Origin of the sequence: Sphingobacterium chuzhouense, assembly GCF_014692525.1 — a bacterium.
In the GTDB taxonomy this organism is placed as follows: Bacteria; Bacteroidota; Bacteroidia; order Sphingobacteriales; family Sphingobacteriaceae; genus Sphingobacterium; species Sphingobacterium chuzhouense.
Map to the genome: position 1 here is coordinate 1,289,839 of NZ_JACNYL010000001.1, position 21,383 is coordinate 1,311,221.

17 protein-coding genes are annotated in these 21,383 nt (G+C 43.0%); 4 read left to right on the plus strand and 13 right to left on the minus strand.

The features are described from left to right. Window positions 1-10: 10 nt before the first annotated feature. Genes H8B21_RS04905 through H8B21_RS04915 form a run of 3 tightly spaced genes read left to right on the plus strand, consistent with a single transcriptional unit; the run spans window position 11 to window position 4,328 of the window. Entirely contained in the window at window positions 11-1,195 is a 1,185-nt protein-coding gene (locus tag H8B21_RS04905) for an AGE family epimerase/isomerase (protein ID WP_190312642.1), read from the plus strand. Then, window positions 1,192-3,150, plus strand: coding sequence for a family 20 glycosylhydrolase (locus tag H8B21_RS04910; protein ID WP_190312643.1), 1,959 nt, complete (start codon window positions 1,192-1,194; stop codon window positions 3,148-3,150). Before H8B21_RS04905 ends, H8B21_RS04910 begins: the two co-directional genes overlap by 4 nt. Before the next feature lie 20 nt (window positions 3,151-3,170). Next, window positions 3,171-4,328 (plus strand): sialidase family protein, encoded by a 1,158-nt coding sequence (locus H8B21_RS04915; protein WP_190312644.1) that lies wholly within the window; start codon window positions 3,171-3,173, stop codon window positions 4,326-4,328. Window position 4,329: 1 nt separating this feature from the next. Here H8B21_RS04915 and H8B21_RS04920 read toward each other — a convergent pair whose 3' ends face one another. The 6 genes from H8B21_RS04920 to H8B21_RS04945 form a co-directional block, all read right to left on the minus strand. Further along, on the minus strand, window positions 4,330-5,640 hold the full coding sequence (locus H8B21_RS04920) for a UDP-N-acetylmuramoyl-tripeptide--D-alanyl-D-alanine ligase (protein ID WP_317170371.1): 1,311 nt from the start codon (window positions 5,638-5,640) through the stop codon (window positions 4,330-4,332). Continuing rightward, window positions 5,637-7,958 carry a glycoside hydrolase family 95 protein gene (locus H8B21_RS04925; protein WP_223814836.1) on the minus strand — a complete coding sequence of 774 codons (2,322 nt, stop codon included), beginning with the start codon at window positions 7,956-7,958 and terminating at the stop codon, window positions 5,637-5,639. The genes H8B21_RS04920 and H8B21_RS04925 overlap by 4 nt, the downstream gene beginning before the upstream one ends. A gap of 7 nt (window positions 7,959-7,965) precedes the next feature. Beyond that, entirely contained in the window at window positions 7,966-8,793 is an 828-nt protein-coding gene (locus tag H8B21_RS04930; RefSeq protein ID WP_190312645.1) for an NHL repeat-containing protein, read from the minus strand. A 64-nt stretch (window positions 8,794-8,857) separates the two neighbouring features. Next, a complete protein-coding gene (locus tag H8B21_RS04935; RefSeq protein ID WP_190312646.1) occupies window positions 8,858-11,266 on the minus strand; it encodes a TonB-dependent receptor domain-containing protein in 2,409 nt (802 codons plus the stop codon). A gap of 5 nt (window positions 11,267-11,271) precedes the next feature. After that, on the minus strand, window positions 11,272-12,984 hold the full coding sequence (locus tag H8B21_RS04940) for a PspC domain-containing protein (protein WP_190312647.1): 1,713 nt from the start codon (window positions 12,982-12,984) through the stop codon (window positions 11,272-11,274). Between the two features lie 33 nt (window positions 12,985-13,017). Further along, window positions 13,018-13,353 (minus strand): PadR family transcriptional regulator, encoded by a 336-nt coding sequence (locus H8B21_RS04945; RefSeq protein ID WP_148918313.1) that lies wholly within the window; start codon window positions 13,351-13,353, stop codon window positions 13,018-13,020. A gap of 178 nt (window positions 13,354-13,531) precedes the next feature. Between H8B21_RS04945 and H8B21_RS04950 the strand changes: the two genes are divergently transcribed. Next, window positions 13,532-13,915 (plus strand): VanZ family protein, encoded by a 384-nt coding sequence (locus tag H8B21_RS04950; RefSeq protein ID WP_223814837.1) that lies wholly within the window; start codon window positions 13,532-13,534, stop codon window positions 13,913-13,915. A gap of 10 nt (window positions 13,916-13,925) precedes the next feature. Here H8B21_RS04950 and H8B21_RS04955 read toward each other — a convergent pair whose 3' ends face one another. The 7 genes from H8B21_RS04955 to H8B21_RS04985 form a co-directional block, all read right to left on the minus strand. After that, window positions 13,926-14,618 (minus strand): ComF family protein, encoded by a 693-nt coding sequence (locus tag H8B21_RS04955; RefSeq protein ID WP_190312648.1) that lies wholly within the window; start codon window positions 14,616-14,618, stop codon window positions 13,926-13,928. A 233-nt stretch (window positions 14,619-14,851) separates the two neighbouring features. After that, window positions 14,852-15,910 carry a 23S rRNA (adenine(2503)-C(2))-methyltransferase RlmN gene (gene rlmN / locus H8B21_RS04960; protein WP_190312649.1) on the minus strand — a complete coding sequence of 353 codons (1,059 nt, stop codon included), beginning with the start codon at window positions 15,908-15,910 and terminating at the stop codon, window positions 14,852-14,854. 19 nt (window positions 15,911-15,929) lie between these two features. Continuing rightward, a complete protein-coding gene (locus H8B21_RS04965; RefSeq protein ID WP_223814839.1) occupies window positions 15,930-16,964 on the minus strand; it encodes an LLM class flavin-dependent oxidoreductase in 1,035 nt (344 codons plus the stop codon). A 72-nt stretch (window positions 16,965-17,036) separates the two neighbouring features. Beyond that, window positions 17,037-17,618, minus strand: a complete 582-nt coding sequence (miaE, locus tag H8B21_RS04970) for a tRNA-(ms[2]io[6]A)-hydroxylase (protein WP_190312650.1) — start codon at window positions 17,616-17,618, stop codon at window positions 17,037-17,039. Window positions 17,619-17,640: 22 nt separating this feature from the next. Next, on the minus strand, window positions 17,641-18,279 hold the full coding sequence (locus tag H8B21_RS04975; protein WP_190312651.1) for a gluconate 2-dehydrogenase subunit 3 family protein: 639 nt from the start codon (window positions 18,277-18,279) through the stop codon (window positions 17,641-17,643). Window positions 18,280-18,290: 11 nt separating this feature from the next. Continuing rightward, entirely contained in the window at window positions 18,291-20,027 is a 1,737-nt protein-coding gene (locus H8B21_RS04980) for a GMC family oxidoreductase (protein WP_190312652.1), read from the minus strand. Between the two features lie 99 nt (window positions 20,028-20,126). Continuing rightward, window positions 20,127-21,356 carry a glycosyltransferase gene (locus H8B21_RS04985; protein ID WP_190312653.1) on the minus strand — a complete coding sequence of 410 codons (1,230 nt, stop codon included), beginning with the start codon at window positions 21,354-21,356 and terminating at the stop codon, window positions 20,127-20,129. Between the last annotated feature and the right edge of the window lie 27 nt (window positions 21,357-21,383).

Here is a 21,383-nt window from a genome sequence, read left to right on the forward strand (position 1 = left end):
AAAACACAAAATGAACAACGAACATCTCTTATCGCTTCGCGATTTTTATAAAAAACAACTACTAGAAGATACTGTTCCGTTTTGGTTTCCGAGATCATACGATCCTGAATACGGCGGCTACTTATTGATGCGAGATGCTGATGGCAGCTTAATCGATACGGATAAAGCGGTTTGGATACAAGGTAGAGCCTGTTGGCTTTTGTCAACCTTATACAACACGGTAGAGTCTCGGAAAGAATGGTTAGAGGGGGCCAGACTCGGCTACACGTTCTTACGGGAGAAGTGTTTTGATACCGAAGGCAAAATGTATTTTCACGTGGACCGTACTGGCGATCCTATTCGGATGCGTCGTTATTTCTTTTCCGAAACATTCGCCGTCATAGCTGCTGCAGCCTATGCAAAAGCATCTGGTGACCCTGAGGCAGCAGATTTTGCGCGTAAAATGTTCGGAATCTGTCTGGAATATGCACAGGGTGAACGCCGAATCGAACCGAAGTTTGAACCGACAAGACCAGCAAAGGGCATCGGCGTGCCTATGATTATGATCAATACCGCACAGCAACTGCGCGATACCATAGGAGACCCCCGTTGTGATGGGGCAATAGCGAGTTGGATAACAGAAATAGAAACATATTTTGTAAAAGACGATATCCGCTGTGTTATGGAGCAGGTTGCGCCTGACGGGAGCATTATCGACCATATCGACGGGAGGACGCTCAATCCGGGCCACGCTATCGAGGGCGCCTGGTTTATTTTACACGAAGCACGTTACCGCAATAACAACCCTAAACTGATTGATTTGGGCTGTCGAATGTTAGATTATATGTGGGAACGGGGCTGGGATAAGGAGTACGGTGGTATCCTGTATTTCCGTGATGTGTATGATAAGCCGGTACAAGAGTACTGGCAAGACATGAAGTTTTGGTGGCCACAGAACGAAACCATTATCGCCACTTTATTAGCGTATCTCGTGACCGGAAACGAAAAGTACGCCAATATGCATGAGCAGATTCATAACTACGCGTATTCCCATTTTCACGATAAGGAGCACGGAGAGTGGTTTGGCTACCTGCACCGCGACGGAAGGATTTCACAGACGGCTAAAGGCAACCTCTTTAAAGGTCCTTTTCACCTACCGCGTCAGGAATGGTATTGTTGGTCGATTTTAGAAAATTTTATCAATCAGGCAACATGAGATATATAGTTTTTATCTTCTCGTGCTTCATCATCTTAAGCGGGACTACCACATTTGCACAAGATAAACTCATCCCCCAACCGATTCATATCGAGCGGGGATTGGGTTTCTTAGATTTAACAGCGGGTATCCGGATCGAAGAATCTTCCGCTTCACTGACAAAGGAACATCAGCTTGCCCAGACGATTTTCGAAGGATGGGCTATCACTATTCGCGATCAAGCAGTGGAGAACGTGCCGGCTGTAAAATTGGTACTCGCTCAAGACACTACGGCCGATCAATCGCACGAGTCGTATCATCTCCAAGTCCACAAAGAGGGCGTAAAAATTACTGCGCCTTCACCTGCAGGAATATTTTATGGGCTGCAGACCTTGAGACAGTTTACGTTGCAAAACCGTAAGCTCGCGGTATATGAAATACGGGATAAGCCGGCGTTTTCCTGGCGGGGATTCTTAGTGGATGTAGGCCGTAATTATCAGCCGTTGTCTATGCTGAAAGAACAGATTGACGTAATGGCACGATATAAGCTGAATGTGTTGCACTTTCATTTTACCGAGGATATTGCCTGGCGTTTATCCAGTAAGAAATACCCCGGACTGACCAACGCTAAATACATGACCCGATGGGCAGGTGATTTTTATACAGAAGCGGAATTCCGCGAGTTGATAGCATATTGTGCTGACCACCATATCTTATTGTTGCCGGAAATTGACATGCCGGGCCATAGTGCTGCTTTCAAGCGTTATTTCAGTGTTGACATGCAATCGGACAACGGCATCATACATATTAAAGAGCTATTGGAAGAGTTTGCAACAACCTACCCCGGACTTCCTTATTTACATATTGGAGGCGATGAGGTCAAAATCACGAATAAAAACTTTATGCCGGAAATCACACGATTTGTGGAAGAGCTAGGCTACAAGACAGTGGGCTGGGATCCCGGTAGTAACTTGATGTCGCAGACCATCCGCCAACTTTGGATGGGTGGACCCGAAGCGGTGCCAGTGCAAGGAGAGATGGTATACATCGACTCGAAACATCTCTATATTAATCACATGGATCCTTTAGAAACGGTAACGACACTTTTCTTCCGCCGGATCGGTGAACAGGATGCGGGACATCGTAATCTGAAGGGAGCAATATTATGTTCTTGGCCAGACCGCGCTGTCGCTGCTCCTAAAGATATGTTTTATCAAAATGCCATTTATCCTTCATTATTGACCTTTGCGGAACGGATTTGGCAAGGTGGAGGCAAATCGGGATGGGTTGCAAATATCCCAGCGGTAGATACCGAAGGTTATACTTCTTTTAGGGAATTTGAAGAAAGACTACTCGATCATCGGCAGCGCTTCCTCTCGGATAAACCGTTTCCATATGCCAGGCAAACAGACATGCAATGGGAATTGATCGGACCATTCGACAATAACGGAGCGCTATCGCAATCTTTCGCTATAGAGACCGATCCTTTTTCCGACACGTTAGAACCTGTTAAAACGGTAGTGGGCGGTACAGTAATTTTAAGACATTGGTGGGCAGATATTATACCAGGAGTGATCGATAATCCCGAACCTAATACAACCTGGTATGCCCGAACAAAAATCTGGAGTGACGAAACGGGATCAAAACCTTTTTGGATTGGGTTTGATAATCTTTCGCGTTCTTACGCCAGTGACTCGCCCGCATCAGGAACCTGGGACAAGCGGCAAAGTAAGCTCTGGGTAAACGGTACCCTCATAGAACCGCCAATATGGAAACAGGCAGGACAAAAAGGGGAACTGGAAATCCCCCTAATCGATGAGGGATATTCATTCCGCGAACCGACTATGATTACCCTAAAAAAAGGATGGAACAATGTTTTGATTAAATTGCCTGTCGCATCGTTTAAAGGTGCGGATTGGCAAAATCCCGTCAAGTGGATGTTTACCTTTATACCTTATAATGTAGATGAAAATTAAAAAACGATAAATATAACAACATGAGAAAGCTATTGTTAACTTTTTGCTCCGTAACCTTTTCACTGCTATTGCATGCACAAGAGGTCACCGTTTTCAAGTCGGGCGATGACGGTTATGCCAGCTATCGTATTCCTGCTATTATTAAAAACAAAACAGGTGAATTGATTGCTTTCGCCGAAGGACGTGTAGATCATGCAGGAGATTATGGAAATGTGGACATCGTATACAAAATCAGTCATGATGGCGGCAAGACATGGGGAACATTGCAGGTAGCGGCAGATTACGACAAGCTACAAGCCGGAAATGCCGCTCCCGTAGTGGATTTATTTGATCCACAGTATCCAAACGGACGTATTTTCTTGTTCTATAATACCGGGAATAACCATGAGCATGAGGTTCGTGCGGGTAAAGGCCTCCGCGAACTGTGGTATATCACATCGACAGACGGTGCCAAAACATGGTCGGAGCCGGTCAATATCACCACACAGGCACACCGTCCAAACCAGCAGTCTGCTAATCCGGTCTATAACTTCCAAGAAGATTGGCGCGCTTATGCCAACACGCCTGGACATGCACTGCAATTTGATTCCGGGAAATATAAAGGACGCCTGTACATTCCAGCAAACCATTCCGCCGGAGATCCCAAAGAGAAGGGTAAAGACTATTTTGCACATGCTTATTACTCAGACGATCACGGTAAAACGTTTCAATTAGCAGACAAAATTACATTTGAAGGTGGTAACGAAACAATGGCTGCACAAATCTCGGATACAGAATTGTACATGAACACTCGCAACCAACAAGGGAATGTACGTAATCGTATTGTAAGCTATTCCAGCGACGGTGGCGTAACTTGGGATACCACATATTATGATCGTAACCTCCCTGATCCGGTCAACCAAGGTAGCACGCTATCTTGGAAAAAAGGCAACAAATATATATTGGCTTTCTGTAATGCAGCTCACCAAAAAAATAGAGACAACCTTACCTTACGCCTTTCCAAAGACAAAGGGAAAACCTGGTATTTCAACAAGGTCATCGCCAAAGCACCACAAGGTTACAACGGAGCTTATTCAGCCTACTCCGATATCGTTTTGGTGAAGAAAAATCAAATTGGCATTCTCTATGAGAAGGACAACTATAAAACGATTGTATTTACGGTGGAAAAAGTTAAATAATCTATAGCATATCCATCAGTTTTTCAAAAGCCATTCCACGAGAAGCTTTCAGTAGGATAGTACTGTTAACAACAGGATGTTCTCTGAGAGCTTCTTTAGCATTGTCCGTCGTTTCGTAAAATTCAGCTTTCGTATTTTGATGGGCATAAAACGCCTCACCCACAAAGATGGTCCGATCGGCATCGATGGCTAGCGCTTTGTCGACCACATATCGGTGTTCTTTCGCAGCATCGTCACCCAATTCAAACATATCGCCTAGTACGATTACTTTATGTTCCGCTTCGATAACTTCCAAGTTCGCCAACGCGGCTTCCATACTACTCACATTTGCATTATAATAATCGGCAATGACGACATTTTGTCCCGTTTTTGTGATTTGCGAGCGGTTATTGGTGGGCGTATAGGTCACAATCCCTTGATTGATATGGACATCATCTATACCGAAAAAATGTCCTACCGCAACTGCAGCTAATATGTTTTCCGTATTATACGAGCCTGTCAATTGCGTTCCTACTGTATGATACACCTCCGCATCACGTATTTTCCAAGAGACACAAAGAAGAGGATTGGCATATTCCAATCGTCCTACGATGTCGTTTGCCGGCGAAAAACCATAGCGAACAATTTTTGAAATACCGCGCTGCATTTCCATCTCTCGCAGGTATTCATTATCCCCTTGAAGGAACAATACGCCATCATGCATTTTGAGAAAATCATACAGCTCGCCCTTGGCTTTCTTCACCCCATCAAACGAACCAAAGCCTTCCAAATGTGCCTTCCCTACATTGGTGATCAGTCCGTGTGTCGGTGCAGCAATATCACACAAAAATGCAATTTCTCGCTGATGGTTTGCGCCCATTTCGATAACCGCTATCTCGATGCTATCATCTATAGAAAGCAGTGTTAGTGGGACACCGATGTGATTATTGAGATTTCCTTTTGTCGCATACGTTTTAAAGCGTTGCGATAATACCGCATATAATAACTCTTTGGTAGTAGTTTTTCCGTTCGTTCCTGTGATCCCGATAAAGGGTATATTCAGTTGGTGACGGTGATACCGAGCTAGATCTTGCAATGTAGCCAACACATTTTCTACCAGAATATAGCGCTCGTCCGTTACATATTTTCCTTCGTCGACAACCGCCCATTTGGCACCGTTCTCCAACGCTTGCGCTGCAAACTCATTGGCATTAAACCGTTCTCCTTTTAAGGCAAAAAATATACTGTTAGGTGTTATATTACGCGTATCCGTAGATACAGCGTGATGCACTTTATATAACGAATATAACTGTTCGATTGTCATGCTGTTCATATCTTTTTCTTTATCTTCTCCTGGTTCACGAGAACATCCACTATTTCGCCCTTTTTCCCTTGCACTTTATAGTCTATTACCCGACCATCTTTCCATCGAATATCCACGGTATAATTTCCTCGCGCTTTCAACCCTTTCACTTCACCACTATGCCACGCTTTAGGTAAGGCGGGGAGCAAATGGATATAACCATCATGCGATTGTATGAGCATTTCGGCAATTCCAGCAGAACCACCAAAGTTACCATCAATCTGAAATGGAGGATGTGCACAGAAAAGGTTCGGGTATGTTCCAGCTCCTACCCCTTCATAGGTCATTTCATCTTTAAAGGCAGGTTTGAGCAATTGTCGAAGAATCTCCAACGCGTGATCGCCATCGTGCAACCGAGCCCAGAACAAAATCTTCCAAGCACGAGACCATCCCGTTCCCTCGTCTCCTCTTGCAAGTAGCGTTTTCTTTGCTGCTTCCGCCCACTCAGGCGTGCTGACCGGCGAAATGAAGTGCGCAGGATATAGTCCATATAAGTGCGACACATGGCGATGTTGAGGTTCAACTTCTGCATAGTCCTCCAGCCATTCCATCACACGACCTGAGTGACTGACGACCACTGGGGGCGGTATGTCTCGAAGTTGCTGCTCCAACTCTGCTACAAAAGGATCCTTTAATTGGAGTATGTCATTCGCTTGAATCACGGCTTCATAAAGTTCCCGTACAATCTGATTGTCTATTGTAGGCCCCATGACGACCGATGCAACCTTGCCGTTTGACATCTTGAAAGCATTTTCCGGCGAAACCGAAGGAGCAGAGACCCACCAACCGTTCTTGGGCTCTTTGACCAATGTCGCATGGTAAAAAACCGCTGCATCTTTTAATACAGGGTATATTTCTGCAAGGTAATCTTCATCTTTCGTAAATTGATAATGCTCCCACAGATGATTACAAAGCCAACCCGAAGCTGTACTTGCGCCCCACGATGCCTGCTCACCTGGCGCTGAATAACCCCAAATATTAGTCATCATATACACCACCCAACCAGGCGCATTATAATAGGCTTTGGCCGTCTTCTCCCCTTCCTTTGCAATACGCTTAATCAAATTGATAAAGGGTTTATGGTACTCGGAAAGGTTATTTACTTCGACGCCCCAGTGATTCATCTGTGCATTAACATTCAAATGATAGTCTCCGTTCCAGGGCGTTTGGATTTGATGTGCCCACAATCCTTGCAAATTTGGTGGAAGTGCATTTTCTTTTCTCGGCGCCGTACTGGCTATACTCAGATATCGTCCAAACTGATAGTATAAGGCAGCCATCCCATTATCCTGCGTAGGATCTTCGAAAAACTGCTGGATACGCTTGTTGGTAGGGATGTCTTTATTATCCCCATTATCTTCTAGACGGAGAGAGACACGATTGAAAATTTCTCCAAATTGTTGACGATGTGCTTTCCATAGGCTTTTGTACGTCCATTTAGCAGCATCGGCCAACAAATGCTCCACAGCTTCTTCGGGACGGTGTCCATAATAATCTGTTGATGCCGCAAAAATGAGCAGTACTTCATTTGCATTTTTCACAATGACCTGATGGTCATACGTCATGTTGCTGCCTCCTTTAGTAAGGATTTTTACTTTGCCTGCAAATCGTAACCCATCCCCTCCTTTTCCATCGGGCAATGTACCACTCCATGTCATTTCGTTATCAGTCACGTTCATATGGCGCACATTTTCATCACGGTAAAAATGTGTAGCAAAGGTAATGGCTCCCTTCTTATTTGCCGATAAGCGGATTACACCGATATTCCCATCAAATGAAGTAAAATATTCGCGTAGATACCGTATACCATTCGCTTCAAATGAGGTTGTTGCGGTAGCATTTGCCAAATTCAATGTGCGTTTATACTGCGAAACCTCGCCCGGTATCGTATGTAGAAAATTGAGGAAACCAAAGTTCTGAAAGCTCCCATAAGGTACTTCTGCTCCCTTTCCATGACCCGAGCCCTTTCCTTTCGTTACAAAGTTCCTGTTGACCAACGCTTCTGCCTCATCATTCTTACCCTCGAACAATAGTTTTTGAATCGCATCAACACTTTTATATGCATCATCCTTATTCGGATCTTCGGGGCTTCCCGACCACATCGATATTTCGTTCAATACGATGGATTCATCCAGAATCTTCCCGTCCGGCATCATGCCAATCTGACCATTACCCAAAGGCAAGGTTTCTTCCCAACGGACAGCGGGTTTATCATACCACATGGTCAAATCCTGCGCACACAAATGGCAGGTGAAGTGGAGGAAGATGATAAGGCTTAAGATTTTCAACCTTTTTTTACTTTTTATCCAGCTTAAATGCTTTGACGCTATTGCTGTTAAACGTCGGAATGTATATCGTATTCGTTTCCGGGTGTATGCCCAAATCTGCTGTATTCATCTTCCCTTGAACATCCATCAACTTTTCAAAAGAACCGTCAGCCTTTACATAATACACCAAACCTCCCCAGCACGTAACAAGAAAATCTCCATCGTTACCTACTGGTTCCAATCCATCCCCTCCTAATTCAAAACCCTTCGCGATAACGGTGCTTTTCTTATTTGCATCGACCTTCCAAAGTTCCGGCCCTACTAAGGCATAAAGACTTCCCTTAATAAATTTGAGTCCATTGACATTCGGTGCATTTTCTAAAAATACCGTAGGTTTATTATTCCGCATCTGGTATATCGTACCCGTACGTGTATCGGATACGTAGACAACACCGGCATTATCTACTGTCACATCGTTCAAAAACACAGCTCCTGGAAATTCAATTTCATTAACGACATTACCGGTCACAAGATCTACAACAGAAACAGCGGTAATATCCGCCACATATAAAAAATCCTTGTAACTGGCCATTCCTTTGGGTGCATTCAATCCGGTTACCCAATTTTGGTCCTTCACGCTGCCATCCAGATTTAACACAGCAACACCGCCTTGCCCATCTTTTGTTGCACCGTCTCCGTCAATCAATGACACATATAACACATTATTTCCGGCATGATAAAGCACAGATTCGGGAACAGGCAAATTTTTCGTTTCCCACAATTCCGTCAGTTGATGTTGACCGAATGCCGTTGTGGACAATGCAGCTCCTAAAGAAAAAAGAAGTAATCGTTTCATATTATCTTAGTTTGTTTTAAACCCTTACAAGATAACAATTTTTTAGAAGTTTGGTTTACTAGCCCTACCTCGCACGGCTTGCTTCTTCAGATTCTGCATCTCTTTTTCTAATTTGTTGTTTCAGATTGCCGAATTTATACGTATAGGTCAACCGAATTGTTTGGTTATCGTTATACTGCCGGATTATCGAATTGAACTGTCCGAAATTTGTAGACACGTTATTCTGTTGTGTCCGAAAAATATCCGTTCCTGCCAATTTCAAAGAGCTTCGCTCGTTTTTGAAATTATAATTCACACCAATATCTGTTCCCCAACGTGCGTGAATTTTATAGACATTATATAGAAATGCACTGTTGTAATTAACAGACAATTCCGCAGAAAATGCTTTGTTCAGCTTAAAGTTATTTGTGCTGCGCCCTTGAAAGAAAGTAGAGCCCAAGTCTGCGTATTCTCCTGCGATAGGGCCTTTAAAATGCATATAAATAGTCGTCAGATTATTGTTCATCGTCCAGAACTTCCCTATTCTTACAGGTGCGTTGATATTCAAATAAGATGTCACCGTATTGGCTAAATTCTCCCGTGTAATCCACGCCTGACCTGTCACGGAATCCTGTCCCAAACTTTCTACCATCGCATCGTTGGTCAAATCCGTTCCCAATGTAAAGTTGAACATCTTGTATAGGGTATAATTCAAGGTAAAACCGTTGGTATACTGCGGATTGACATAAGGGTTCCCCCTCATAAACGTAAACTTGTCAATATAATATTCGAACGGATTCAAATGCCTGTAGTTTGGACGGCCTATCTTTCGAGCATAACTTAGCGAAAGAATATTGTTTTCATTCATCGTATAGGATACATTTGCCGAGGGGAACCAATCTAAATAATCGCGCTTCACACGTTTTTCCAATGTAATAGAGTTTCCATCGGAGACGGTGTATTCCGTTCGAAGCCCCATTTTCATCGACCATGGTCCGAATTCACGGCTATAGTCGGCATAAGCCGCTGCTATCTGCTCTGTATATACGAAATGGTTGGGACGACCTGCATAATCTTGCCATTGGTTATCGACAAAATGCTCAAATTGCAGATCATTATCCGAGCGCACATTACTATACTTCAATCCTGTCTCCAATTTACCACCTCTTCTCAACTTTTTTTCAAAATCCAACTTGGCAACATAGATATCAATATCTACAGGCATCCGACTCCTTTCTAACTCGGGATCATACAGCAGGTTTCCGGCAGGATCGGAAGTGCGATATTCGTAATTGATATTGGAGTTGTTGCGGAAAGCACTCCAGTCCAAATCTAATACCAGCTTACTACCCAATGTATCCAATTGGAGCTCGTTGTTAAAGTTGACCGAATAACGGTTAAAAGGTGTTATCGATTTCGAGGAGGCATCCAATACAGAATCAACAACGCCGATGCGAGGGCCGATATTGGTCAGGCTGGCATTATCCGAAATTTCCTCATCATTGTCACCTGAAAACTGCAATAACATTGTATTTCTTTCCGAGGTTTTCTGCTCTACTCCTACCCTATAGTTATGTGTTCTGTTTGTCTCGACAAGGTATGCATCCTGATCAAATACGCGATCGGTACCATCTGATGGAATAACCCTTTCCATGTTTAGATCAAATTGTCTTTTATTCCGGGCGAAACCATACGTTCCAAAAATAGTCGTATTGTTTTTCTTATAATTGAGGTTCAACGACGAATTTCCCCGGGCATGTTTACCGTGGGCAGCACTTGCCAAAAATGAACCATTAAAACCTTCTAATTTGTTTTTCTTCAACACGATGTTGATCGTACCAACCGTTCCTTCCGCATCTTCCTTTGCACTTCTTATCGTGCTAACCTCTACACGCTGAATCTGATCACCGTTCATGGCTTTAAGGAATGCCGCAAGCTGTTCGCCGGTCATATACGTCTGCCTCCCATCAATCGTTATATTTACGCCTTGTTGCCCCATTAGCTGAAGATTTTCATCTTTATCAACACTTACACCTGGAGCGCGTTGTACCACTTCAAGCGCATTATTGCCTGCTGCCAATGTGGAGTTCTCCACGTTCAAGACCAGCTTTCCATCTCGTTGCTGAACGAGTGGCACCTGTCCTTCCACCGTTACCGCATCGATTGTTTGCGATTCGGGCTTTAATATCATATTGTCTACTACAATCGATTGCCCTGTTACCTTTAATAAAGAAGATTTGCTTGTTTCGTATCCTACAGATGAAGCCTGTACTACAAATTCACCAGGAGGTACATTTTTTATGACATATCGTCCATGCTCATTGGTTACCTCTGTTTTTATGAGTGCTCCAACTTTTGCCGTCAATAAGTAAATTGATACATTTGCCAACGGTTCTTGCTGTTCATTAAAAACACGACCGCTTACTTCCCCTTGTTGTGCCTGTGCTGTAAATACAGTAACGAGGAGAAAACATACATTTAAAATAATGCGCATAAAAATTAGCTTTCTTCTTTTTTAGTATTGATTTTTACGTTGTTGTCTTTCACTTCAATTGTCACATTCGAGCCGTCGATACGGATGACGGAATCTTTCTTTTCAGACTCCACGATCTCTTTCTCTTCCTCTTCTTCTTTTGGCTTTGGTGGTTGAGCACAGCGCAACCCTGCATTAGTCATTGTCCACTCCGTGTACTTCTGTTGATTTTCATTGGGATAGTTGTTGCGACATTCCCAGTAAGAAATGTCCCGAATTTTATGCTCTATTTCTTGCTGAAGCACTACCTTGGCACCCTGCGGGAGATATACGGTCACCGTCACCTGTTGATCTCTGTCCAGCGCATTTTTCTTCAACAAAAAGTGGCTGGGAAACAAGAGAGTCTTATCTTCTTGTATAGCCTCATAAACGATATTATGTGCACGTTCAGAAGCCAATTGATATGTTTTTCCTTTGGCAGAATAACTATACTGTATATAAGGCTGGCTCAGTGAATCGATATTTTCAAAGTAGATACTGATATCACGATGCAGGTAATTCCGTAGATCCTGTCCATCCAGTTGAATATTAAATTTTGATTTTAGTGAGTCTTGTTCACTAGCATCCAGAACACGGATATCTTTTTCCGTAAAATAATAGATTTCCTGTGGTTGAATGCTTTTTTGCACATTGATGGTACTCTTTTCCCGAAAATCTTGCGACGCGGCTATACAATAGTAGACAATTCCGACGATGGACACAATCCAAGCAGCAAACATGGTCAACGACAAGTAGCTGTTCAGTTTGTCCGTTTTAAATAATATCCGCGTAAGCCAAAAGAACAATGCAAAAAAAGGTATAGCAATCGCTAGAAAGCCAAAAGTCAGCGCTATAACGCCTTCATTAGTAGAAAGCACTTTTAAGGGGGGAAAGAAAATCGGATTTTCAAGTCCAAAAAAGTTCATCATATTAAACACATAAACAATGAACAGCCCTAATAAATTTAAACCTGCGAAGATGAGCATAATCCACGCAATCATCTTTCCTATCAGACCAAAACAACCACTCAATAGATTACCTGCTGTACGTGCGCCACGACCGATACGCTCACCGGTTCCAGAAAAAGTTTCCGAAAAGCTCTTCGTTTCTTCGTCGAAGGATTTTTTAAAGTTCTGTAAATTTGGTTCCTCACCGCGCATCGCCATTTTGTCGGCACGGGTTTCTGCAATGGGCATAACAATCCAAAGGATAATGTATGCCAGAACACCGGAACCGCCGAGTAAGAAGAAAAGTACTAATAAAATACGTATCCAGATAGGCTCTATACCAAAATAGTGTGCCAAACCACTACAAACCCCGCCCAACATCTTGTCATCCGGATCGCGCATCAGTTTTTTGCCGACATATTCTACATGGGGAGCTTGCCCCGTCCGTTGCTCATGACCGACGTCCTCTTCCAACGTCGTCCCTTCGCTTTCTTCAAAATCGCTCACACGTCCCATCTGCTCAATGACCTGCTGAACATCATCCAAATTGATGACCTCTTTACGCCCCGTTTGAATACGCTCATTAAACATTTCCGCAATACGATTTTCAATATCTTCCAGTATCTCTTTGCTTTCAGCGGTATTTCCAAAATGCTTCTTAATATCAATCATATACGATCGTAACGTATCGTAGGCATCTTCCTCGATATGGAAGACAATGCTGTTGATATTTATAATAATTGTCCTGTTCATGACCTTGTTAATATATGTAGATGCTGTTCGTTATTAGTCGTTTCGTCCTTGTAAGGATGTTTCCACTGCGAAAACAAGTTCTTTCCATGTTACGTCTAGCCGAGATAACACAGCGCGCCCTTCATCCGTAATTTGATAATATTTACGGGGAGGCCCGGAGCTTGATTCTTTCCATGTATAACTCAACAACCCATTGTTCTTCAAACGCGTTAGTAAAGGATATAATGTCCCTTCTACCACTAATAATTGGGCTTTCTTAAGTTCTCCAATAATATCTGAAGCATAAATCTCCCCTCGGGAAATGATAGAAAGGATACAGTATTCCAGTATCCCTTTCCGCATTTGGGTTTGTGTATTTTCTGCTATCATAACATTACAAAGATATATGTTTTATACTGTACTATGCAATACATAGTACTATAAAAATTACAAAAATTTATATAATTAATTGACTAATAGCATTTTATTTTTCAAAAAACTCGTATTTAACTGTTTTTAAATATTATTTGCTTTGAAAGTTCCCTAATTAATACGACTTTTATCCCCCATGTTGAGAAACTTGTTTAACTACATTTGGGCGATTGTTTGGGGTATTATGATGCTGTTGCTCATGGGAATGCCATCAGACGATATGCCGGGAGTTGGTTTTTTTGAAGGGTTTGATAAGATGGCACATTGTGGTTTCTTCTTTGTCTTTACTGCGTTGCTGTTATTGGGTTCTATCTCGCCAGCTAGCGGTAACCCATCTAAGATAAAAACAATCATCGTTACATTTCTTATTGCCAGTATTTTTGCTTTCGGTACAGAAGCTATTCAATATTACCTGTCTACAGGCCGTCAAGCGGATTGGTGGGATATTTTTGCTGATTACGTTGGGATAGGTATGGCTCTCTTCAGCTATATCTTGTTTTATCGGAGACGCGTATATTGATAGATATATCTTAGGCTATCGCTAATACAGCCACGGAAACTTTACAATGGCACTGTTCAGCAAGCGTTCGCGCCGCAGAAGCAATAGTAGCTCCGGTTGTAAAAACATCGTCCACCAATAACACATGCCTATTTTCAAAGACGGAAGGTTGAGCACAAGAAAAAGCATTTTCGACGTTGTCATAGCGTTCCACACGACTTTTCTTGGTTTGTGTTTCTGTATTTGTTACCCGTATAAAATCCACTGGATTTAAGGGCAATGACATAGCTCCAGCAATGCCTTGGGCAATATATTCACTCTGATTGTATCCTCGAACTCGTTTCTTCTTTCGATGAAGCGGCAATGGAACCACCACATCAATATTTGTGTAAAACGGAGAAGTGCACAATTGCGCACCAAAGCACGTCCCCAGATATTCCCCAACACGTCGATCTTTAAGGTATTTCAATTTATGAATCATAGCTTGTACCACGGAAGATTTTGAAAATGAGAGATAGGCCGCACCAGCTTCAATAGGTGCTTTACCCAATAGGCGTTGGGTGATTTCGTTTTGTTGGAAAAGATAATGATCGTTTATAGGTAAATGGAATCGGCAGGTGGTACAAATAAATTCTTCTTGGTACAAAAGAACATTTTCGCAGGAAACGCATAATGGTGGGAACAAAATAGACACGAAGCTTTCCCAATACAATTTGATTTGCATACTGTTTATTACAATTGGTATATACAAATCTAGGATTTATGTTCTTTTTTTAGAAAAAAGAATCAAAAAATCGTCGCTTCAAATCTTTGAGAGGGTTGATCCGTGCTAAGGATGAGTTACTACATACCTCAAAAATTTGGATGCGACACTTAATGTTAAGGGAGGGATGATGCAATGGCGACTTGGTTACCAGTTGGAGGTTAATTGATAAAAAAGTTGTCTAAAGAAAACTTCTAAGCGACAGTTTCCTCTTTAATGGCGAGCTGACCACAGGCGGCATCAATATCTTTCCCCCGGCTGCGGCGGACGTTGGTCACAATATCTTGGCTGCGTAAATAATTTGCAAACTGATCGATTTTATCCGCCTCAGCATTCACAAAATCAGCTAAAGCGATCGGGTTGTATTCGATAATATTCACTTTACAGGGTACATGCTTACAAAATCTGGCAAGCTCTTTCGCATCCTGCAATTCATCATTGAAATGGTGGAACACAATGTATTCAAATGTTACAGGATTCTTGGTTTTTGTGTAATAATATTTTAATGCGTCTGCTAATGCTGCCAAAGAGTTTTGTTCATTAATGGGCATAATCTGGTTTCGCTTTTCATCGTTTGCGGCATGTAATGACAAAGCTAAATTAAAGCGCACTTCATCATCTCCCAGCTTCTTAATCATCTTGGCAATCCCCGCGGTAGACACCGTGATACGCTTTGCTGCCATATTCAAACCATCAGGAGCTGTAATACGCTCTACTGATTTCATCATACCGCTGTAGTTCAATAAAGGCTCACCCATTCCCATGTAGACAATGTTGGTCAACGGTTGATGGTACTTCTCCTCAGCCTGTTTAGCAATTAACACTACCTGATCATATATTTCATCAGCTTGCAGGTTCCGTTTTCGTTCCATATAGCCTGTAGCACAGAATTTACAAGTTAAGCTACATCCTACCTGTGAACTTACACATGCTGTCATCCGATCCGGAGTTGGAATCAGTACACCTTCAATTACATTTCCATCATATAGGGTAAAGCTACTCTTAATCGTCTTGTCCGAGCTCACCTGTGACTCCCGAACGTTCACAGCACGTATCTCAAAGTTACTTTTCAGTGTTTCACGCAATGCCTTGCTCAGATTCGTCATCTGGTCAAAATCCGTACATGATTTCGACCATAGCCATTCATATACCTGTTTCGCCCGGAATCCTTGTTCGCCCATTGCAGTTAGCTTATCTTTTAACTCTGATAAACTTAAACTCCTGATATCAATTAATTTACTCTGCTGTACCACGGTACAAAGATAGGGAATTTTATTTCAATGCCTCTTTCACTTTCGGGATAATCTGCGAGCCGTACAATTCAATTGCTTTCATCATGTCTTTATGATCCGGACTACCCACATCCATGTGTGCAGAAAAACGAGTGAGTCCAAACATCTCGATAACATGTAAGATCTTTTCTACGGATTCGTTTACATCTCCGACCACCAGATGTCCATGAATGGAATGCCCGAAATCGTATTGTGAACGTTGGTAAGGAGGCCAACCTCTCGAAGCACCGACTCTATTCATCTGTGCAGCATAAAGGGGATAATACCGGTCAGCTACTTCCTGTCCATTTTCTCCAAAAAAAGCATGCATGTGAACTCCTACTTGAAAGTCTTCCATAGCATGTCCATTGTCCTCCCACGTTTGTTGATATATTTCAAACAAGGGTTTAAAGTTTTGAATTGCGCCACCGATAATGGCAAACATAACCGGAAGCCCCAGTTTTCCTGCTCGGATTACCGAAGAAGTTGTGCCGCCGACGGCTACCCAGATTGGTAACGAACCACGGACAGGGCGCGGAAATATTTCTTGATTGATCAAGGGTTTGCGGAACTTGCCCGACCAGGTAACGGTATCCTGCTTATTCAATCGTAACAGCAAAGCTAATTTTTCCTCGAAGAGTTCCGCATAGTCCTTCAGATCATAACCGAATAGTGGAAAAGACTCTATAAAGGATCCTCGACCGGCCATTATTTCTGCCCGTCCATTTGATAAAAGATCTACCGTTGAAAAGTCTTGAAATAACTTAACAGGGTCGGCCGAACTAATAACGGAAACCGCACTGCCTAGTTTGATGTTCTTGGTTACCGTAGCGGCGGCCGCCAGTATAATTTCCGGAGAAGAAACGGCGTAATCTATTCGATGGTGTTCACCCATTCCAAAGAAATCCACACCCACTTCATCCATCAATTTGATTTCCTCGATAATCTCCTGCGTACGCTGCGCCGCAGATTGCATTTTACCTGTTGTGGGATCAATATGCACATCTCCAAACATGCCTATTCCTAATTCAATCATAGCTTTTTTTCCTTTCTGCTACAAAAATAGTGTATCCCCAACGTCAAGACATTGATATACATCAATAAATGCTTACCCGTGGATATATTCTTTTTTACCGTAGCTCTGGATCAGTTCCCCTTCAAAATCTAACCATTCTTGCCATCTTTTATCGACGTCGACATCCGTTGTATATTTACGTGCAAAATGGAGAAAAGTGGTGTAATGATTAGCCTCAGAAACCATCAAATCGTGGTAGAATTTTGCCAGCTCCTGGTCGTTTATATTTTTAGACAGCACGCGAAAACGTTCACAACTACGTGCTTCAATCATCGCAGCGAATAGTAGCCGGTCTATAAAAGCTTGATTACGGGAACCATCTTTCTTAGAGAATTTCATCAGCTGCCCGACATAGTCGTCTTTTCTTTCCCGTCCTAATGCATATCCTCGAGCTTTAATAATATCGATCACCATCTGGAAATGCTGCATTTCTTCTATTGCAATAGCAGTCAGCTCATGGACAAGATCTTCATGTTCTGGATTCTGCGTAATTAACGTAATGGCATTAGAAGCCGCTTTTTGTTCGCACCAAGCATGGTCTGTCAGAATCTCATCCAAATTAGATTCTGCGATATTTGCCCAACGAGGGTCTGTCAATAATTTCAATCCTAACATACGAATTCAATAAATCACAAAATTATCCCAAAAAGTTTTCCGGGTTAAACCCATGCTCCTTTAATACGTCTTCGGGAACACCGTTCCACACACCTGGTCTATTTCCTACATAACCAATATCCTTAACCCCCATCTCCGTCGTATAGAAACCCGACGCTGTCAAGTTACGCATCAAGGAGAAAAACGCAACACCTTGTTGCATTTCTGGCTTCGCTTTATCCGGATAAGCAATTTCGTCGATAAGTTCAATTTGTTGCTCTTTCGTGCATTTTATAAAAGCATTACCATATCGTTTCTGGCATTGTACATCTGTCCATTTTAACCCACCGCGCATAGGAATCTTGTTAGAAGGAAGATCCTTAACAATAAATTCGATAAAGTCCGGCACACCTGCTTCTGAAGCACTCCCAGATACATCATCCTTTGGTATAATAATATTCGCCAATACGGTAATGGTCGCCATTTCATGGTCTGTAAAAAACTTTTCTTCCAACAGTTTTTGCGTCCGTTCGTGTTCCCAATCCTCTACGCCCGGCAACTTATTAGAAGTCTCACTGGCGATTCTCGCTTCCTTTGCACTCTCTCCATTACAGGCTGTCGTTAAAACACCTGCACCTGCCGCAAGCAACCCTAATGCCTTAAGAGATTCTCTTCTATTCATATCTTTTTCGATTAGCCATTTAACTTTTTCTTCTCTTCCAATATGTATTCTGCTGTTCGCATGGACAGCGCCAAAATAGTCCAAGTTAGGTTCTTGTCTCCTTGTTGTACAAAAGGGCCTGCATCCACTACATACAAGTTCTTACAATCGTGCGCCTGACCCCATTTATTCAACACGGAAGTTTTCGGATCATTTCCCATACGGGTAGTGCCTCCTTCGTGGATAATTACACCCGGAGCTTCTAAACCATATTTTGTTTCCGGCCCCTGCTCGCTCGACAAAACAACCGCTCCCATCTCGTGCATGATGGACTTGAATGTGTCTTGCATATGCTTGGCCTGTTCAACCTCTTCGTTGGCCCATTTGTAGTGAAAACGTAATACAGGAATACCATATTTATCCACGCGTGTTGGGTCTATCTCGCAATAGTTATCTTTTCTTGCCAACGCCGTGCCACGTCCGGCCATTCCGATGGATGCACCGTAAAAGCGACGATAATCTTGCTTAAGCAACGCACCGTATCCGCCACTGTCCCGCGTTTCTCCATTCTTCCCCGCCACCATTCCGACAGCTCCAGGAACCCAATTTAAGAATCCATACCCCGGCATATTCAATCCACTACCATATTCAATATGATAACCTCTAGGGAAACGCAATTTTTTATTGTCTTCCCACCAAGGGGAATAAATATGCACGCTACCAACACCATCTTCGTTGAAACGTTTTCTATCTAGCAATTGTGGTAAAAATCCCCAAGCACTTGCCCCCGTAGAATCGTGTAGATACCTACCCACTAAGCCACTACTATTACCAACTCCACCTGGATGGGCGGATGATTTGGAGTTCAACATAATGCGCGCACTTTCACAAGCACTTGCACCCAAGATTACCGTCTTTCCCCTTACGGCATATTCTTGTAAGCTCTTCGTATCTACGTAAGAAACACCCGTCGCCAGCCCCTCATCGTTTGTGAGCACCTCACGAACCATAGCATTGTCTATCACCTTTAGATTTCCGGTCTTCATTGCCGGCATAACCAAGCAAGAAGAAGAAGAAAAATCACCGTAGACCTTGCAGGCTCTTCCACATTGCCCACAATAGAAGCATGTTCCACGTCCTTTAATTTCTGGAGAAGATTCTGTCAAAACTGCTCCCCGGCCAGGAAGAACTGGAACACCAGCTTTTTTTGCCCCTCTGGCGATATAAAGCTCCCCTAAACGTGGTTTCGGCGGTTTCATAAAGATTCCGTCCGGCTCGTTCGGGTATCCTTCTACCGTACCATATATACCGATCATACGGTCTACCCGATCATAAAATGGTTTGACCTCTTCATAGCTGATAGGCCATTCCTCGGTAATACCATCTGTTGGTTTGAAGTCATCTGGTCCCATCCGTAAAGAAATACGCCCCCAGTGATTTGTTCGCCCGCCAAGCATGCGGGCACGAAACCATTCAAATTCTGTCCCCGCTACCGTGGTATAAGGCTCTCCTTCTAATTGCCACCCGCCATAGGCTGCATCAAAATCACCAAACGGACGAGTCGTTCCCGCTCCTCTACGGGGCGACTCCCAGGGCCACCGCAACTGCAATGCGTCCTTCGCGGGATCCCAAAACGGCCCTGCTTCCAACATCAATACGTTAAGTCCGGCGTGGGCTAGAATATAACCAGCCATACCACCGCCCGCTCCAGACCCCACAACAATAGCGTCATAAACTTCCGGACTCTCTTTTATCTGATAATCGCCCATATTTTTGTGAATTTATAAAAAAGCGGTAAAATTATTTCTCTTCTCTGATACTGCTTAGCCACAACCAAAGTAAAGAAAATTTCTAATTTGAAAAGAATGTTATTGTATATTCTTATTTTTTTCCTCAATCCAGAGCGACATATATTTACTGGCGTTATAATGCTGGCTCTGTAAGATCTGGCCGACAAAATTCTGCCGACGATGTGTGTCCAAATCCTCTTCTAACTCATCTAGGTATGTAAGAAACGGCGTTTCAAACAGCTCTCTGCTGCTTGTTGCATTAAGTATAGTTATTCCCTTTTCCTGCGCCTCATGCCACACCTTCGAATCCCCGTATAAAAGAGCTGCTTTTTCTGCAAAGCTATTCAAATCATCTTCGATATATCCGTTCCAAAGCCCATCAATCGACATCGATTCTGCACCCACGGCGGTGGTAACCGAAGGAGTTCCTGCTTGCATGGCATCGATAAATTTACCTTTGACGCCCGCTCCAAATTGAATTGGCGCAATTAGCACCCGATAGGTTTCAAGAGTCTTGCGGGCATCCTTCGCTCTTCCTTTTATCAGAAAGTTTGTTTTAGGTTGATGTAGTTGATAGACTTTTTCACTCGCATAAGATCCGTAGATATGCAGTTCTGCCTCAGGTAGAAGTTTTCTCACTTCCGGCCAGATCCGTGTTTTTAAGAGCTGTACTGTATGCCAATTGGGCTCATGTAGAAAGTTTCCGATGAATACAAGATGTTTTCGCAGTGAAAAAGAAGTCCATGTATATTTTGCAGACGCTTCTATTTTCGGTTCTAAAAAAGGAAGGTAATATAACAGTTCAGCTGGCAAACGAAATGTTTCCAAAAGAAGTTTCATTTCGCTCTTTGAAATAATTAAGGAAAGGTCACAACGCAGTATTGCAGCAATTTCTCGCGTGGTAACGTCATTATAATAATCTATTATTGTATTTCGTTTTATCGCGTCTTGCCGTGCCTTTCGCAGAAAATGTAGATCCTCCGTATCTAATATCGTTAGCGCAGATGGCCAATATTGTCTTACACGCCAACCATATTGCTCCTCGGTGACAAAACGGTCAAAAACGACAATATTAGGTTCTAAACAAGTAATAAAGGCATCAAAACTGCTGTCGTTAAGCTGGATATGCTCCTCCCGAACATCCTCTTGGAGAAGCGGATGGCTATAGGAGGATTTGGAAGCAGCAGATGCGAAGACGACTTCGTAGCCTGCATGTTGAAACATCCAAATCAATTGCAGAATACGCGTTCCTGCTGCAGACGATTGGGGTTCTGGCCAAACAAGCCCGATGAAAAGCACTTTCTTCATCGGGCTAAAATAAGGAATTTACATTTT

Bases quoted from the DNA above. Each gene is read 5' to 3' on its own strand.
- H8B21_RS04905 (WP_190312642.1), top strand. From the start codon at position 11: ATGAACAACGAACATCTCTTATCGCTTCGCGATTTTTATAAAAAACAA.
- H8B21_RS04940 (WP_190312647.1), bottom strand. From the start codon at position 12,984: ATGAACAGGACAATTATTATAAATATCAACAGCATTGTCTTCCATATC.
- H8B21_RS04915 (WP_190312644.1), top strand. From the start codon at position 3,171: ATGAGAAAGCTATTGTTAACTTTTTGCTCCGTAACCTTTTCACTGCTA.
- H8B21_RS04935 (WP_190312646.1), bottom strand. From the start codon at position 11,266: ATGCGCATTATTTTAAATGTATGTTTTCTCCTCGTTACTGTATTTACA.
- H8B21_RS04950 (WP_223814837.1), top strand. From the start codon at position 13,532: ATGTTGAGAAACTTGTTTAACTACATTTGGGCGATTGTTTGGGGTATT.
- H8B21_RS04945 (WP_148918313.1), bottom strand. From the start codon at position 13,353: ATGATAGCAGAAAATACACAAACCCAAATGCGGAAAGGGATACTGGAA.
- H8B21_RS04955 (WP_190312648.1), bottom strand. From the start codon at position 14,618: ATGCAAATCAAATTGTATTGGGAAAGCTTCGTGTCTATTTTGTTCCCA.
- H8B21_RS04985 (WP_190312653.1), bottom strand. From the start codon at position 21,356: ATGAAGAAAGTGCTTTTCATCGGGCTTGTTTGGCCAGAACCCCAATCG.
- H8B21_RS04930 (WP_190312645.1), bottom strand. From the start codon at position 8,793: ATGAAACGATTACTTCTTTTTTCTTTAGGAGCTGCATTGTCCACAACG.
- miaE (WP_190312650.1), bottom strand. From the start codon at position 17,618: ATGTTAGGATTGAAATTATTGACAGACCCTCGTTGGGCAAATATCGCA.
- H8B21_RS04910 (WP_190312643.1), top strand. From the start codon at position 1,192: ATGAGATATATAGTTTTTATCTTCTCGTGCTTCATCATCTTAAGCGGG.
- H8B21_RS04975 (WP_190312651.1), bottom strand. From the start codon at position 18,279: ATGAATAGAAGAGAATCTCTTAAGGCATTAGGGTTGCTTGCGGCAGGT.
- H8B21_RS04920 (WP_317170371.1), bottom strand. From the start codon at position 5,640: ATGAACAGCATGACAATCGAACAGTTATATTCGTTATATAAAGTGCAT.
- H8B21_RS04965 (WP_223814839.1), bottom strand. From the start codon at position 16,964: ATGATTGAATTAGGAATAGGCATGTTTGGAGATGTGCATATTGATCCC.
- H8B21_RS04980 (WP_190312652.1), bottom strand. From the start codon at position 20,027: ATGGGCGATTATCAGATAAAAGAGAGTCCGGAAGTTTATGACGCTATT.